Raw genomic sequence first — 13773 nt, 5'->3', positions numbered from 1 at the left:
ACCTGGGCTGGGTGAGCGAACGTGTTGCGGAGCACGGCTACCCGTACCGCGAGATCGATGGAGAGCAGTGGCTCCAAGACGTTCAAGCCGAGACTCTGCTCCTGCGGCCCACTCCACGTGGCAAACGTTTGACGTTCAGAAGCGATGCACGTTTGTCCTCGGGAGCTCGCCATTCTTTCCTCCACCACGATTTCGCGCAGACCCTGGAACGCTGGCACCTCGCGGGTCCCGACAACGTCCCGACACCACCTCAATGCCTCGATTCGATGATCGACCTGTCGCACGCCCACTGAAGCCGACGAGCTGACCGGAGCAAATCGCCCCATCGAGAACGGGAGAGTCTGGAATCCGAGCTTCGACGTGACGGCCAAGCTCTTACCGTCACCTGCGCGTGCACCAGTCCCATCCGACCGTCAGCCTGGCGGCCTAACCCCAGCTGACACCTGATCGCGCATCACTCCCGTTCATGAGTTCAGCGTCTGGGTTCCCATTTGAAGAGCTGGGTGGCGAGGACGCAGGCGACTACTACCCAGGCGAGGGTTGGCAGCAGCAGCGAGACGGCCGCACCGGTGTCGATGCCGTTCCAGGATTCGATGATGAGTTCGGCGGCGGCTCCTCCGGGGATGAGCCGCTTGATGAGGGCGAGATCTTCGGTGCCGGTGATCGCGATCCAGAACGCGGCCGCGAAGGTGAGGAAGAATACCGGGAGGGTTGTGACCTGGGCGTGCTCGGGCGAGTTGGTGAGCCCGGAGGTGGTGAGCGCGAACCCGAGGAACAGGGCTTCGACGGCGAGGACACCGAGGACGAGCATGGGGATGTTCTGCGGTGCGGTGCCGGTGATGCCGAGCACGGCGAGGATGACAGCGAGCTGGATGATGTTGATGACCACGATCGGGAGCAGGAGCCCGGTGAGGATGCTCGTATCGGTGACGGTGGTGCTGCGGAGGCGTTTGAGGAACAGGTTCTGCCTGCGGGCCGCGAGAGTTGTCGTGGCGGTGATGTAAACGCCGAGGGCGGCGATCACGATCACCTGGAGGGCGGCGACGATGCTGCTGCCGCCGAAGTTGTTCTGCGTGGCGATGAGGATGATGGCGAAGACAACGGGGACAAGGATGGCGCAGGCAGCGACGAGCCGGTTGCGGATCAGCATCCGGGTCTCCGCGCGGGCGATGGCGATCATGCAGGCTCCTTCGAGGTGACGGCGGTTTCGGTCGAGAGGGTGCGGAACACGTCGGCGAGGCTGGATGTGTTCGCACGCAGGTTCCGCAGTTCGACTGCGCTGGCGTCGGCCCAGGACAGCAGCCGGTAGAGGTCATGTTGCAGCGCGCTGGTTTCGATCACGACCTGTTCGCCCCGGATGCGGGTGGGAGCGATGGGCATGTCGTCGTTGATCAGGGAGGTCTCGAAGGTGATGTGTGCGGGGAATGCGGCGACGAGGTCGCTGAGGCTGCCCTCGTGCGCGAGTCGACCTTGATGCATGAGGCCGATGCGGTCGGCGTGGGCTTCTGCTTCTTCGAGGTAGTGCGTGGTGAGCAGAATCGTCGTCCCACCCGCTCGGAGTTCATTCACGACCTCCCAGAGCGCGTCACGCGCGGTCGGGTCGAGCGCGTTGGTGGGCTCGTCGAGGAACACCAGCTCTGGCCCCCCGTACACGGCGGTGGCGAAGTCGAGCCGCCGTCTCTCCCCGCCGGAGAGCTGTGCGACGTGGACGTCGCGTTTCCGGACGAGGTCGACCCGTTCCAGTAGACGCGCGGTGTCGTCGGTGCGACCGGAGAGCCGGCCGATGAGGTTCACCGTCTCCTCTACGGTGAGATCTCCGGCGAACCCGGATTCCTGGAGCATCATCCCCACTCGCGGACGCACGGCAGTGCGATCCGTAGGTGCGCCGCCGAGCACTGTGATTGCTCCTTCGGTCGGGCTGCGATGTCCCTCGATGGTTTCGAGGGTGGTGGTCTTGCCCGCCCCGTTGGTGCCCAGCAGTGCGTAGAGCTCGCCGGCGCGGACGTGGAAGGTGAGGTCTTCGACGGCGGTGAAGGATCCGTATCTGCTGGTGAGGTTCTGCACCTCGACGGTATTCGATGTGGTGGGCATCCTGTGTTCCTCTCGGGTCATCGGGTGCGCCGCGCATCCGTACGGCGCAGCACAGTCAGGCCCGCCAGAAGGGCGGCGGCGATGATCCAGACAATGCACGCCGCGATCACCCATCCGGCGTTGTCGAGCACGCCAGCGGGAAGGAACGAGGACGTGCCATAGAAGTCAACGGGGATGTTGTCGGCGACGCTGTCACCGCCGAGCGCGACGCGTCCGGTGCGGACCGCCTCGATCGTGACGACGATCGCGATGCCCGCGGGCACCAGGGTCAGAATCGTGATCAGGATCCCGCTAAGGGCTTTACTCATAGCTCGTGTTCCTTTCATCGAACAGGTCTGCGTTCTCTTTTCGAGGTCACTTACCATCGTCGAGAAACTGTCGAAAGTACGTCAGGGCATCCGGTCACCACCTGATCTGACGCTGGTCCCGATGGGCATATGACAGTTGTCAGGTCCAGAAATGATCGTGCCCACTACAGCCCTCTCGTCCAGCTGTGGGAGTGTTGATGGCAGGGCGGGAACCGGGTTCCGGTGAGGCCGGATCCGGGCTCGAAAAGATCGAAGGGAAAGTGAGGCGAGGTGGCAGACAAGCTCGACGTGAACGTCTCACTGGACGCCTATCGACGTCTCACCCGCTGGGCCTATGTGGTCACGGCGGCTCTGTTCGGAGTCATCGGCACCGCGGCCACCGCCCTCACCTCAGGACTCCACCTGGGGGCGCTTGCCACGGCGACAGCTGCGGGGCTACTCACCTGTGTGAACGGTGCCCGTTGGCCACGGCACCTGCGGTTCGGGCTCCTCAAGATCACCGCGGTCATCGGCGTGCTCGGATGGGGCGTTGCTGTGTGGATTGGAGCATCTCCCGCTGTGGGCTTCGCCCTGTTCCTCCCTCTCGCGTACGCGATCGCTACCCGCAGGCCATGGTGGCCCTGGGCAACGCTCGCCACGGCCGCCATCGTTCTCGCCCCGGTCATCGCCGGAGTGAGCGGACGCCTGGATGGCGAGCGATGGCTGACCGATCAGGTCGCAGCCGTGCTCTTCCTCTGCGCCGAGGTCATCGTGTTCCTCTCCCTCGAACTCGGCTGGGTGGTCTTCGCCCGCATGGACGCCCACCGCGCAAACGAGAACGAGCTCGCCGTCACTCGGGAGCGGCTTCGCTTCGCAAATGATCTACACGACGTACAAGGTCACACGCTGGTCGCCATCAAGTTGAAAGCCGAACTCGCCCGCCGCAGCCTGGATCGTGCGCCCAATACCACCCGGCACGAGCTCGCAGACATCGAAGCACTGGTGGCGGACGTCTCCGCGCAGACCCGACAGATCGCGAACGTCTACCGCACGGTCACGCTCGCCACGGAACTCGCCAACGTCAAACAGCTCCTCACCACCACCGGCATCGTCACTACAATCGATCCCGTCCCCACGATGCTGGGTGACTGGGAACCGCTGGTCGCGACCGCTGTTCGAGAAGGTGTCAGCAACATCCTCCGCCACTCAGCAGCCAGCACTGTCAGCATCCGCTTCGCCCCCGACACGGTCACGATCTCCAACGACGGGGTCCGCGCCAAGCGCAGCACGGCCGCGGATGGCGGTAACGGGCTCGTGAGCCTGCAAACCCGATTCGCCGAACACGGAGGCTCTCTCGACTGGAGGCATCACGGCGATACCTTCACCGTTACCGCCCGCTACGCCGCGAGAGGAGAAGCACGATGATCCGGGTCTACCTCGCCGACGACGAAGAGCTGCTTCGCACAGCACTTGCCTCACTCCTGAACCTCGACGGTGACATCACCGTCATTGCCCAAGCTCCCAGCGGTGACACCGTACTCGCGGACCCTGCCCGCACCGAGGCCGACGTGTTCCTCCTCGACCTGGAGATGCCCGGCCTCGGAGGGCTCGACACTGCCAAAGCACTCCTCGCCGAGAATCCACAGCGCCGGATCGTGATCGTCACCCGGCACGCCCGCCCCGGCATTCTTCGGTCAGCCCTTGCTGCGGGCGTCCGTGGATTCGTCCCGAAGTACACTCCCGCGGAACAGCTCTCCACCATCGTCGGACGCATCGACCAGGGTGAACGGTATGTCGACCCTGACCTCGCTCTTGATGCGATCAGCGTCGACTGCCCTCTCACCGAACGAGAACTCGATGCCCTCCGCCTCACAGAGGACGGTAGAAGCGTCCCCGAGATCGCAACACACCTGCACCTCGCTCAGGGGACCGTCCGCAACTACCTCTCCGACGCCATCACCAAACTCGGCGTCTCCACCCGCCACGCCGCCGCGAAACACGCTAAAGCCCACGGCTGGATTTGACCCGCCGGAAAGGGCTCGTTACGGACCCCTTCTTCGAAGGAAACACAACAACAACGAGACGCCTGCGGTCGCCTCATCCCACTGCACGCCTGAGGATTCTGACAACTAGGCGAGAATCTGAGCATCTTGCCCACAAGATGCACCGCAGGTCACCTCACTGCACCTCTGACAGATCGCGCGAGAACCTACACACAGCAAGACTCCCGCTCAACATTGCCGACGGAAGGGCGCACGACCCACCCGCCAGACCAGCCCCACGCCCTCGACGTATACCCCCTAGGGGTATATGGTCAGAGGTATGAACGCTGACAACCATGCTCACCGCCACTCCCCCGGCGACCTCGGCTCGCAGCATTCCCACCTCTCCTCGACGCCTCCCGACGGCCGCACCGGCCTCGCGGAGCACGACGCCCCCGCTGCGCAGCAAGGCCACGGATCGCATGGTGACCACGAAGGTCACTCGGGACATGAAGGCCATTCGGGACATGAGGGCCACTCCGACCATGGGGACCACGTCGCACAGTTCCGACGGCTGTTCTGGATCAACCTGATCCTCGCGGTGCCGGTGGTCGTGTTCTCGCCGATGTTCGCGATGCTGCTGGGATACAGCGTTCCCGACTTCTCCGGTGTGCTGTGGATCGCTCCGCTCCTCGGCACCGTCATGTACGTCTGGGGCGGTCGCCCGTTCCTCACCGGCGCGGTCTCCGAGATCCGCTCCCGACAGCCCGGGATGATGCTGCTGATCGGCCTCGCGATCACCGTCGCGTTCATCGCCTCCTGGGGAGCGACCCTCGGGATCCTCGACCACCAGCTGGAGTTCTGGTGGGAGCTCGCCCTGCTGGTCGTGATCATGCTGCTGGGGCACTGGGTCGAGATGCGCTCCCTCGCCCAGACGACGTCCGCCCTCGATTCCTTGGCCGCGCTGCTGCCGGACACGGCAGAACGCATCGAGGGCGACGACCTCGTGAGCGTCTCGCCCACCGAGCTGCGACACGGGGACCTGGTCCTCGTGCGCCCCGGAGCGAACATCCCGGCCGACGGAACGATCCGTGAAGGCCGCGCCGACGTGGACGAATCCATGGTCACCGGTGAGTCCCGGCCCGTGACGCGTTCCACCGGAGAGTCCGTCGTGGCGGGCACCGTCGCCACCGACTCCAGCCTCCGCATCGAGGTCACCGCCACCGGGGATGACACCGCCCTCGCCGGCATCCAGCGCCTGGTGACCGAAGCGCAGAACTCCTCCTCCCGGGCGCAGCGCATCGCAGACACCGCTGCGGCGTGGCTGTTCTGGTTCGCACTCGGCGCCGCCGTGATCACCGCGATCACCTGGTCGCTGCTCGGCATGCCTGATGACGCTGTCATCCGCACGGTCACCGTCCTGGTGATCGCCTGCCCCCACGCCCTGGGACTCGCGATACCCCTGGTCGTGTCGATCGCGACGGAACGGGCCGCCCGCGGCGGAGTCCTGGTGAAGGACCGGCTGGCGCTGGAAGCGATGCGCACCGTGGACACCGTCCTGTTCGACAAGACCGGCACCCTCACCAAGGGCGAGCCCGTCCTCGCCGAGGTCATCGCTCGCGGCGCGCAGGAGGCCGAGGTGCTGGCTCACGCTGCCGCCGCCGAAGGGGAGAGCGAGCACCCGCTGGCGCGCGCCATCGTCGCGAGGGCCCAGGCCGACGGGATCCACATCCCTCCGGGCTCCGACATCACGTCCACCCCCGCTCTGGGAGTCAGCGCCCGGGTCGACGGACAGGAGATCCGCGTCGGCGGCCCCCGACTGCTCGAGGAGACCGGAGCCCGCGAGATCGCAGAGGCCGAGGCCTGGCGTCAGGAGGGAGCGATCATCCTCCACGTCCTCCGTGATGGCGACGTGATCGGGGGGCTCAAGCTCACCGACGAGGTGCGTCCCGAGTCCCGCGAGGCCATCGATGCCCTGCACAGCGTGGGTGTCGAGGTCGTCATGATCACCGGTGACGCCGAGGCGGTCGCGCACAGCGTCGGTCGCGAGCTCGGTATCGACCGTGTCTTCGCCGGGGTACGGCCCGAGGACAAGTCCTCCACGGTCGCCCAGCTCCAGACGGAGGGCAAGAAGGTCGCGATGGTCGGCGACGGCGTCAACGATGCCCCTGCCCTCGCTCGGGCGGATGTCGGTATCGCCATCGGTGCCGGCACGGACGTCGCGATCGCCTCCGCGGGGGTCGTGCTCGCCGGCTCCGATCCGCGATCGGTGCTCTCGGTCATCGAGCTCTCCCGAGCGGCCTATCGCAAGATGAGACAGAACCTCTGGTGGGCTGCGGGGTACAACCTGCTGTCCGTGCCGCTGGCAGCCGGGGTCCTCGCTCCCGTCGGATTCGTCCTGCCGATGTCCGTCGGAGCGGTCCTGATGTCCCTGTCCACCGTCGTCGTCGCCCTGAACGCCCAGCTCCTGCGACGCCTGGATCTGCGCCCGGAGGCGTCGGTCACCGCCATGCGGACTCGTCGCTGACCCGCCCGCACCGGGACCCGCGGCCGCATCCCGGAGAACGCACAGTGCCCCTACCTGGGAGAAACTACTCTGATCCTCATGACGAACCCTGCCTCATCGACTGCCCCTGCCCCCACGCTCGAGGACGCCATCGCCGCGCTCGACGCCCTGCCCGCCCCGCACGGACTGCCGGCCTGGACACCGGCCGCCGAGGTGTCGCTGGATCGGGCCTCGGGCGAGGCCCTGCAGTCCCGCGGCCTGGAGTACCGCACGATCGATGCGCGGGACGACGCCGCCTATGAGCGTTTCGTGCAGGCGATCAGTCGCGGCTTCCTGGAGGATCGCGCCGAGCACCTGGTGGGCTGGCGCAGCACGCTGCTGCAGCTCGACGGGAGGCTGGTCGGGGTGTTCGATCCCGCCGCCCCGCATGCCGAGACGCCGGTGGCGACGATCGGGACCTGGGGCACCGGCCTGGTGCTCGATCCCGGATGCATCGTGCCGATGTGGGCGATCAGCGTGGTCACGGTATCGTCCACACATCGGCGGCGCGGCATCGCCCGCGCCATGCTCGAGGGTGAGCTGCGGGCGGCGGCAGGCGCGGGCTATGCGGTTGCGGGCCTGACCGTGTCCGAGGCGACGATCTACGGACGCTACGGGTTCGGCCCGTCCGTCGGCGCACGGCAGTTCACGATCGAGAACCGACGCGCCGGCTGGGTGGGGCCGCGGCCCGTCGAAGAGGGCCGCGGACGTATCGACCCGATCGAGCGCGAGGAGGCGATGCGAGCGCTCGCGAGCCTTCATGCGGAGACGGTGGCGGAGCGACCCGGGGAGGTCACCGGCTGGCCCGGTCTGTTGCGCGACGCCGCCGGACTGCACCCCGAGGAGGAGGAGAAGGGCTTCCGCGCGGTCCAGTACACGGACGACGACGGGCGCGTGCGCGGCGTGGTCGTCTACAGCATCAAGGAGGCCGACGGGAAAGCGGCCCTGCGGATCCAGAGTCTGCTGGCCGCGTCCACCGACGCGTACGCGGCGCTGTGGCGCTTCGCGCTCACGCACGACCTGATCGGCACGGTCACGGCGAACCTGCGCTCGCTCGACGAGCCGGTGCGCTGGATGCTCGAGGACCAGCGGGCCCTGACGTCCACGGAGCACGACCACCACTGGGTGCGCATCCTCGACGTCGCCGCCGCCCTCGGAGCCCGCCGCTACCGCGCGGCCGGGTCCGTCGTGCTCGAGGTGGAGGACCCGCTGGCCATCACCGGCGGACGCTTCCTCCTCACCGTCGACGGCGAAGGAACCGGCAGCGTCCAGCAGCTTTCCGCGGACGCAGCGCCCGATGCCGCGGTGGTGCAGGTGGGCATCTCGGAGCTGAGCTCGCTGCTGCACGGCGAGGCCCGATGGGGCACCCTCGCCGCAGCGAATCGCGTCACGGCCGACGCCACGGCGACGGCGTGGCTCGACGTCGCGTTCGCACCGGCAGCCCCGTTGCAGCTGAGCATCGGGTACTGACGGCTCAGGAGCTGCCCCACCGCGGCGGGGCGAGCGGCGTCTCAGCCGGCGCTGCCTCGCCGGACCATCTCCTCGATCCAGATCGGCGCGCAGGGTGAGGTGCAGTTCGGCGGGGTCGGATGGTCCCTCAGCACGCCGAGCCGCTCGCCGTTGTCCTTGGCCCGCTCACGCAGCTCGGGGTGCGTGATCCCGATCTGGGCAAGGCAGGCGTTCATCGCTCGCGACCGGGAATACGTGGGGCGCGACGGCCTGGATACTGGAGGCATGACCACTCCTCCCTCGGCCCGCTCGTACTCCGGCTCGGACTTCTACTGCGATGTGGCGCTCCCGGATCCGGGAGCGCTGGACGTCGTCCACGAGGACGAACGGGTGCTCGCCTTCCACCACACCCGGCCGTTCTGGAGCGTGCACATCGTCGTCGTGCCGAAGAGGCACATCGCGTCCCTCACCACAGCGGGCCCCGAGGACGAGGCCGACGTGCGGGCCGTGCTGTCCGCCGTGCAGCAGGTCGCCCGCGCAGTGGAGGAGGAGCACGGGGCGGCGGCGGTGCTCACGAACCTCGGCGCCTATCAGGACTCCAAGCACCTGCACGTCCACGTGCACTCCGGCCCGCGACGCTGAACCCGACGCCCGACGCCGGACGCCGGACGCCGGGCACCAGACTCGGCAGGGTCACAGGGGCAGCTTGAATCCCACGTGGCTCGCCTCGTAGCCGAGCCGCTCGTAGAAGCGATGCGCGTCGGTGCGCGAGGAATCGGTGGTCAGCTGCGCGAGGCGTGCTCCGTGCTCACGGCCCCACTCGTGCGCCCACTGGAACAGCGCCGTCCCGAGCCCGGTCCCCCGGGCCGACGCCGCCACCCGGACCGCCTCGATCTGCAGCCGGACGGCACCACCGCGGGACAGGCTCGGCATGAGGGTGAGCTGCATCGTCGCCAGCATCGGCCCGTCGGCCGCGTCCGCCTCCCGCACCACGATCACGAGCTGGTTCGGATCCTGCTCGATCTGCCGGAACGCCGTCTCGTACGGCTCCGCATCGGTGCTCTCGCGGTCACGGCCCAGCACGTCGTCCGCCAGGAGCGAGATGATCGCGGGAAGATCGTCGACCTGGGCGCGGGCCACCGTGACGTGCATACCGTCGAGTTCCAGAATGTCCATGATCGACATTCTCCCCTGCCCAGTCCGCCCCGACCTGCGGATCGCGCACAATGAGGCCATGACCCCCTCCGCCCTCCCTCCGGCCTCTCAGCGCAGCGTGCAGCTGGCGTTCTCCGACCAGCCCGCGTGGATCGTGAAGGACGAGGTGGACGGCGGCTGGGTGCTGCAGATCGGCGGCGCCGAGCAGTCCCATGTGGATCTCGCGGACCCGACGCACATCGTGCACGAGTACCTGCTGCGCATGACCCACGTCCTGGATGCTTTCCGTCCGGCCCGCGAGCCCATCCGGATCGCGCATCTCGGGGCGGGCGCGCTGACCCTCGTCCGCTACGTGCAGACCACTCGGCCCGGCTCGGCCCAGCTCACGATCGAGATCGAACGCGAGCTGCCCACCCTCGTCACGACAGCCCTGCCGCTGCCCGTCGGAACAGACCTGGAGATCGTGATCGGTGACGCCTGCGAGGAGCTCGCCGCGATGGATGGTCGACGCTTCGATGCTCTCGTGATCGACGTGTTCTCCGGTGAGTCCTCCCCCGCCCACCTCGCCTCGAAGGACTTCTATCTCGAGGCCCTCGACCACCTCGAGGAGAACGGCCTGCTGCTGGTCAACGTCGGTGACGACGCCGGTCAGCGGTTCCTCGCCCAGCAGGTCCGCGACCTCGAGGACGCCGCCGAGGATCGAGGCCTCTCGGGGGTGTGGACGTTGACTCACGCCTCGCTGCTGACCCGCCCGGCCGACGGGAACATGGTGCTGCTCGCGGGCGGTGCGCTCTCCTCCCCCGATGTCGAGCAGTGGCGTACCGCGTGGAAGAGAGCCGGCCCGCATCCTGCTGCGGTTCTGGACCCCGACGAGACGGTCGAGGCCTTCCGCGAGATCGGCCGACGCCGCTGACCAGCGGATCGCTGACCACGTCCCCGCCGACGACATGCCCGCGGGCGGCATGTCCGTCGACACTCGCCCGTTTTGTATACAGTGATCGACCATCACTTCGATCCACGTCGGCATCCATGGGACCGATCTCATTTGATGCCCGAGTGTGTATACACTGCGGGTATGCGTGCCAGCGATCGGGCTCACCTCACCCTCCGCGAGGAGATCATCGCGGGGGACCTCGCCCCCGGGTCCGTGCTGGCCGAGGTCGAGCAGTCCGCCCGGCTCGGGATCTCCCGGACCCCGCTGCGTGAGGCGCTCGGCCGCCTGGTCGCCGACGGGCTGGCGGCGCCCTCCGCAGGGCGCGGCGTCGTGGTCACTGCGGTCTCCCTCGACGAAGCGGCCCCGCTGTTCGACCTGCGAATCGCTCTGGAGGTGCTCGCGGTGCGGCGCTCGGCCGAGAACGCGCAGCACGACCCCGCGGCCCGAGAGCTGTTCTCCGGTCTCGCCGTCCGCTTCGAGGACGCCGTCGCGCCCCTCAGGGAGGGCGCCGAGCCCAGCGAGTACTACGCGCTGACCGAGGAGCTCGACCGCGCCATCGACTCCACGAGCGGGAACGCCTATCTCACCGACTCGCTGCGCACCGTGCGGATCCACCTCGTCCGGCTGCGCCGGCTCTCTCGCCATTCGCCCGAGCGCCTGGCCGAGTCCGCCCGCGAGCACGCCGCCATCGCCCGCGCGGTGGCCGGCACCAATCCGGAGCTCGCCGCAGCCGCCACCGTCTTGCATCTGCAGCACGCACTGTCCCATCTGCGGACGGCGTCGCTCCCCGCGCCCGATCCCCCACCGCCGGGCGGCCCCGCGCAGCCCAGTACCGCCAGCACCACCCTCGGCCCCGAGGCCCGACTGAAGGAGACGACCGCATGAGAGACCACGACGTCCGCGTCCACCGATCCGAGGAGAACCTTCCCCGCTCGGGGCAGCTCGCCTGGGCCATGGCCGAGGTCGCGACCGATCCGGTCGCGGTCGAGGCCGACGTGCAGGAGATGATCATCAACCGGATCATCGACAACGCCTCCGTGGCGGTCGCCTCCGTCGGCCGCGCCCCGATCGTCTCCGCCCGTGCCCAGGCCCTCAGCCATCCGGTCTCCACCGGCGGCAGCGGCGCGAGCATCATGGGGATCGACCAGAAGACGTCCCCCGAATGGGCCGCCTGGGCCAACGGCGTAGCAGTGCGCGAGCTCGACTTCCACGACACCTTCCTGGCGGCGGAGTACTCCCATCCCGGGGACAACATCCCGCCGATCCTCGCCGTCGGCGAGCATGCGGGATGCTCCGGCCACGACCTGATCCGGGCGGTCGCCACGGGCTACGAGCTGCAGGTGGACCTCGTGCGCGCCATCAGCCTGCACGCCCACAAGATCGACCACGTGGCGCACCTGGGCCCGTCGGCCGCGGCCGGGATCGGCACCCTGCTGGGGCTGGACACCGAGACGGTGTTCCAGGCGATCGGGCAGGCCCTGCACACCACCACCGCCACCCGGCAGTCCCGCAAGGGCGAGATCTCCACCTGGAAGGCCCACGCCCCCGCCTTCGCCGGGAAGATGGCGATCGAGGCCGTGGACCGCGCGATGCGCGGGCAGACCTCGCCGGTGCCGATCTACGAGGGCGAGGACGGCGTGATCGCGTGGCTGCTGGACGGCCCCGAGGCCCGCTACACCGTGCCGCTGCCGGCGCCGGGCGAGGCCAAGCGCGCGATCCTGGAGACCTACACCAAGGAGCACTCGGCGGAGTACCAGGCGCAGGCCTGGATCGACCTGGCCCGCCGACTGCACACCGAGCATCCCGAGGCGACCGATCCTGCGCAGGTGGACTCGGTGCTGATCCGCACCTCGCACCACACGCATTTCGTGATCGGCTCCGGGGCCAACGATCCCCAGAAGTACGATCCGTCGGCCTCCCGCGAGACCCTGGACCACTCGATCCCGTACATCTTCGCCGTCGCCCTGCAGGACGGCACCTGGCACCACGAGCGCTCCTACGCCCCGGAACGGGCCGGACGGGCGGACACCGTGGCGCTGTGGCAGAAGGTGACCACGCAGGAGGATCCCGAGTGGACGCGCCGCTACCACTCCCTGGACCTGGAGGAGAAGGCCTTCGGCGGCGACGTGCGCATCACGCTCACCGATGGCACCGTCATCGAGGACAGCATCGCCGTGGCCGACGCGCATCCCCTCGGCGCCCGTCCGTTCGCCCGCGCGCAGTACATCCAGAAGTTCCGCTCCCTGGCCGACGGGCTCGTGGACGATGCCGAGATCGAGCGCTTCCTGGAGACCGCCGCGAACCTGCCGGAGCTCACCGCCGGAGAGCTGGGACGGCTGAACATCCGCACCGCGACCGGGGTCGTCGATCCCGCCGCCGGGCCGAAGGGACTGCTCTGATGCTGAACTCCACCCGGACCGCCACCCAGAAGCGGCAGGACCTGCGTGCTCTGCTCGAGCCCGGAGCCGCCCAGCCGTTCCCCGGGGCGTTCACCCCGCTCTCCGCCCGGCTGATCCAGGAGAAGGGCTTCCCCGGCGCCTACATCTCCGGCGCCGTGATCTCGAACGAGCTCGCCCTGCCCGACATCGGGCTCACCACGCTCAGCGAGGTCGCCGCTCGCGGCCGGCAGATCGCCGCGGCCACCGACCTGCCGTGCCTGATCGACGCCGACACCGGCTTCGGCGAACCGATGAACGTGGCGCGCACCGTGCAGGAGCTCGAGGACGCCGGCCTGGCCGGCTGCCACATCGAGGACCAGGTCAACCCCAAGCGCTGCGGACACCTCGACGGCAAGTCGATGGTGGACCTGGAGACCGCGACGAAGCGCATCCGCGCCGCGGCCGACGGGCGCCGCGACGACGACTTCCTGGTGATGGCCCGCACCGATCTGCGCGCCACCTCCGGGCTGGACTCCGCGATCGACCGGATGAAGGCCCTGGTCGATGCCGGGGCCGACGCGATCTTCCCCGAAGCGCTCGCGGACCTCTCGGAGTTCGAGCAGGTGTGCGCCGCGGTGGACGTGCCGGTGCTGGCGAACATGACCGAGTTCGGGAAGTCCGAGCTCTTCACCCGCACCCAGCTCGCCGAGGCCGGTGTGGCGATGGTGATCTACCCGGTCACGCTGCTGCGCGCCGCGATGGGTGCGGCCGAACGCGTGCTGGAGACGATTCTGGCGGAGGGCACCCAGGCCTCCCGGGTGGATGAGATGCTCACTCGCGCCCGCCTCTACGAACTGGTGGACTACGAGGCCTACAACCGATTCGACACCTCGGTCTTCGATTTCGAGGTGCCCACCGCCGACCGCTGATCACCGACCCGCACCTCAGCATG

At 68.5% G+C, this 13773-nt stretch carries 13 protein-coding genes and 1 pseudogene; 9 read left to right on the top strand and 5 right to left on the bottom strand.

The features are described from left to right. Window positions 1-472: 472 nt before the first annotated feature. Genes CIK81_RS06920 through CIK81_RS06910 form a run of 3 tightly spaced genes read right to left on the bottom strand, consistent with a single transcriptional unit; the run spans window position 473 to window position 2417 of the window. Window positions 473-1180, bottom strand: a complete 708-nt coding sequence (locus tag CIK81_RS06920; RefSeq protein ID WP_096166283.1) for an ABC transporter permease — start codon at window positions 1178-1180, stop codon at window positions 473-475. After that, window positions 1177-2091 (bottom strand): ABC transporter ATP-binding protein, encoded by a 915-nt coding sequence (locus CIK81_RS06915; RefSeq protein ID WP_096166282.1) that lies wholly within the window; start codon window positions 2089-2091, stop codon window positions 1177-1179. Before CIK81_RS06915 ends, CIK81_RS06920 begins: the two co-directional genes overlap by 4 nt. Before the next feature lie 17 nt (window positions 2092-2108). Continuing rightward, a complete protein-coding gene (locus tag CIK81_RS06910; protein ID WP_143277967.1) occupies window positions 2109-2417 on the bottom strand; it encodes a hypothetical protein in 309 nt (102 codons plus the stop codon). A gap of 252 nt (window positions 2418-2669) precedes the next feature. Here CIK81_RS06910 and CIK81_RS06905 point away from each other — a divergent pair, with 252 nt between their 5' ends. The 4 genes from CIK81_RS06905 (at window position 2670) to CIK81_RS06890 (ending at window position 8375) form a co-directional block, all read left to right on the top strand. After that, window positions 2670-3803, top strand: a complete 1134-nt coding sequence (locus CIK81_RS06905; protein ID WP_096166280.1) for a sensor histidine kinase — start codon at window positions 2670-2672, stop codon at window positions 3801-3803. After that, a complete protein-coding gene (locus CIK81_RS06900; protein WP_096166279.1) occupies window positions 3800-4402 on the top strand; it encodes a DNA-binding response regulator in 603 nt (200 codons plus the stop codon). Before CIK81_RS06905 ends, CIK81_RS06900 begins: the two co-directional genes overlap by 4 nt. A gap of 298 nt (window positions 4403-4700) precedes the next feature. Next, a complete protein-coding gene (locus CIK81_RS06895) occupies window positions 4701-6887 on the top strand; it encodes a heavy metal translocating P-type ATPase (protein ID WP_114355565.1) in 2187 nt (728 codons plus the stop codon). 78 nt (window positions 6888-6965) lie between these two features. After that, on the top strand, window positions 6966-8375 hold the full coding sequence (locus tag CIK81_RS06890) for a GNAT family N-acetyltransferase (RefSeq protein ID WP_114355564.1): 1410 nt from the start codon (window positions 6966-6968) through the stop codon (window positions 8373-8375). Between the two features lie 41 nt (window positions 8376-8416). Here CIK81_RS06890 and CIK81_RS06885 read toward each other — a convergent pair. Continuing rightward, window positions 8417-8602, bottom strand: a pseudogene (locus tag CIK81_RS06885) (DNA alkylation repair protein); the annotation flags it as partial. Between the two features lie 37 nt (window positions 8603-8639). On the opposite strand from CIK81_RS06885, the gene CIK81_RS06880 reads away from it, so the two are divergent. Further along, window positions 8640-8996 (top strand): HIT family protein, encoded by a 357-nt coding sequence (locus CIK81_RS06880; RefSeq protein WP_114355563.1) that lies wholly within the window; start codon window positions 8640-8642, stop codon window positions 8994-8996. A gap of 51 nt (window positions 8997-9047) precedes the next feature. Here CIK81_RS06880 and CIK81_RS06875 read toward each other — a convergent pair whose 3' ends face one another. Further along, window positions 9048-9530, bottom strand: coding sequence for a GNAT family N-acetyltransferase (locus CIK81_RS06875; protein WP_114355594.1), 483 nt, complete (start codon window positions 9528-9530; stop codon window positions 9048-9050). Between the two features lie 58 nt (window positions 9531-9588). Here CIK81_RS06875 and CIK81_RS06870 point away from each other — a divergent pair, with 58 nt between their 5' ends. From CIK81_RS06870 to prpB, 4 genes are all read left to right on the top strand, one after another. Continuing rightward, complete coding sequence (locus CIK81_RS06870) at window positions 9589-10422, top strand: spermidine synthase (protein WP_114355562.1); 834 nt, start codon at window positions 9589-9591, stop codon at window positions 10420-10422. A gap of 162 nt (window positions 10423-10584) precedes the next feature. Beyond that, window positions 10585-11328: a GntR family transcriptional regulator gene (locus CIK81_RS06865; RefSeq protein ID WP_114355561.1), complete on the top strand. Its 744-nt coding sequence runs from the start codon at window positions 10585-10587 to the stop codon at window positions 11326-11328. Continuing rightward, the gene (locus tag CIK81_RS06860) at window positions 11325-12842 is read left to right on the top strand and encodes an MmgE/PrpD family protein (RefSeq protein ID WP_114355560.1); all 1518 of its coding nucleotides are present in this window, start codon (window positions 11325-11327) and stop codon (window positions 12840-12842) included. The genes CIK81_RS06865 and CIK81_RS06860 overlap by 4 nt, the downstream gene beginning before the upstream one ends. Further along, on the top strand, window positions 12842-13750 hold the full coding sequence (prpB, locus tag CIK81_RS06855; protein WP_096164193.1) for a methylisocitrate lyase: 909 nt from the start codon (window positions 12842-12844) through the stop codon (window positions 13748-13750). The genes CIK81_RS06860 and prpB overlap by 1 nt, the downstream gene beginning before the upstream one ends. Window positions 13751-13773: the final 23 nt, after the last annotated feature.

Source organism: Brachybacterium sp. JB7 (genome assembly GCF_003335205.1).
GTDB classification, from domain to species: domain Bacteria; phylum Actinomycetota; class Actinomycetes; order Actinomycetales; family Dermabacteraceae; genus Brachybacterium; species Brachybacterium alimentarium.
This window is presented reverse-complemented; position numbering and strand designations above follow the sequence as displayed.

Excerpts from the sequence above, each read along its gene's own strand:
- CIK81_RS06920 (WP_096166283.1), bottom strand. The coding sequence starts at position 1,180 with ATGATCGCCATCGCCCGCGCGGAGACCCGGATGCTGATCCGCAACCGG.
- CIK81_RS06915 (WP_096166282.1), bottom strand. The coding sequence starts at position 2,091 with ATGCCCACCACATCGAATACCGTCGAGGTGCAGAACCTCACCAGCAGA.
- CIK81_RS06910 (WP_143277967.1), bottom strand. The coding sequence starts at position 2,417 with ATGAAAGGAACACGAGCTATGAGTAAAGCCCTTAGCGGGATCCTGATC.
- CIK81_RS06900 (WP_096166279.1), top strand. The coding sequence starts at position 3,800 with ATGATCCGGGTCTACCTCGCCGACGACGAAGAGCTGCTTCGCACAGCA.
- CIK81_RS06895 (WP_114355565.1), top strand. The coding sequence starts at position 4,701 with ATGAACGCTGACAACCATGCTCACCGCCACTCCCCCGGCGACCTCGGC.
- CIK81_RS06890 (WP_114355564.1), top strand. The coding sequence starts at position 6,966 with ATGACGAACCCTGCCTCATCGACTGCCCCTGCCCCCACGCTCGAGGAC.
- CIK81_RS06880 (WP_114355563.1), top strand. The coding sequence starts at position 8,640 with ATGACCACTCCTCCCTCGGCCCGCTCGTACTCCGGCTCGGACTTCTAC.
- CIK81_RS06875 (WP_114355594.1), bottom strand. The coding sequence starts at position 9,530 with ATGGACATTCTGGAACTCGACGGTATGCACGTCACGGTGGCCCGCGCC.
- CIK81_RS06870 (WP_114355562.1), top strand. The coding sequence starts at position 9,589 with ATGACCCCCTCCGCCCTCCCTCCGGCCTCTCAGCGCAGCGTGCAGCTG.
- CIK81_RS06865 (WP_114355561.1), top strand. The coding sequence starts at position 10,585 with ATGCGTGCCAGCGATCGGGCTCACCTCACCCTCCGCGAGGAGATCATC.
- CIK81_RS06860 (WP_114355560.1), top strand. The coding sequence starts at position 11,325 with ATGAGAGACCACGACGTCCGCGTCCACCGATCCGAGGAGAACCTTCCC.
- prpB (WP_096164193.1), top strand. The coding sequence starts at position 12,842 with ATGCTGAACTCCACCCGGACCGCCACCCAGAAGCGGCAGGACCTGCGT.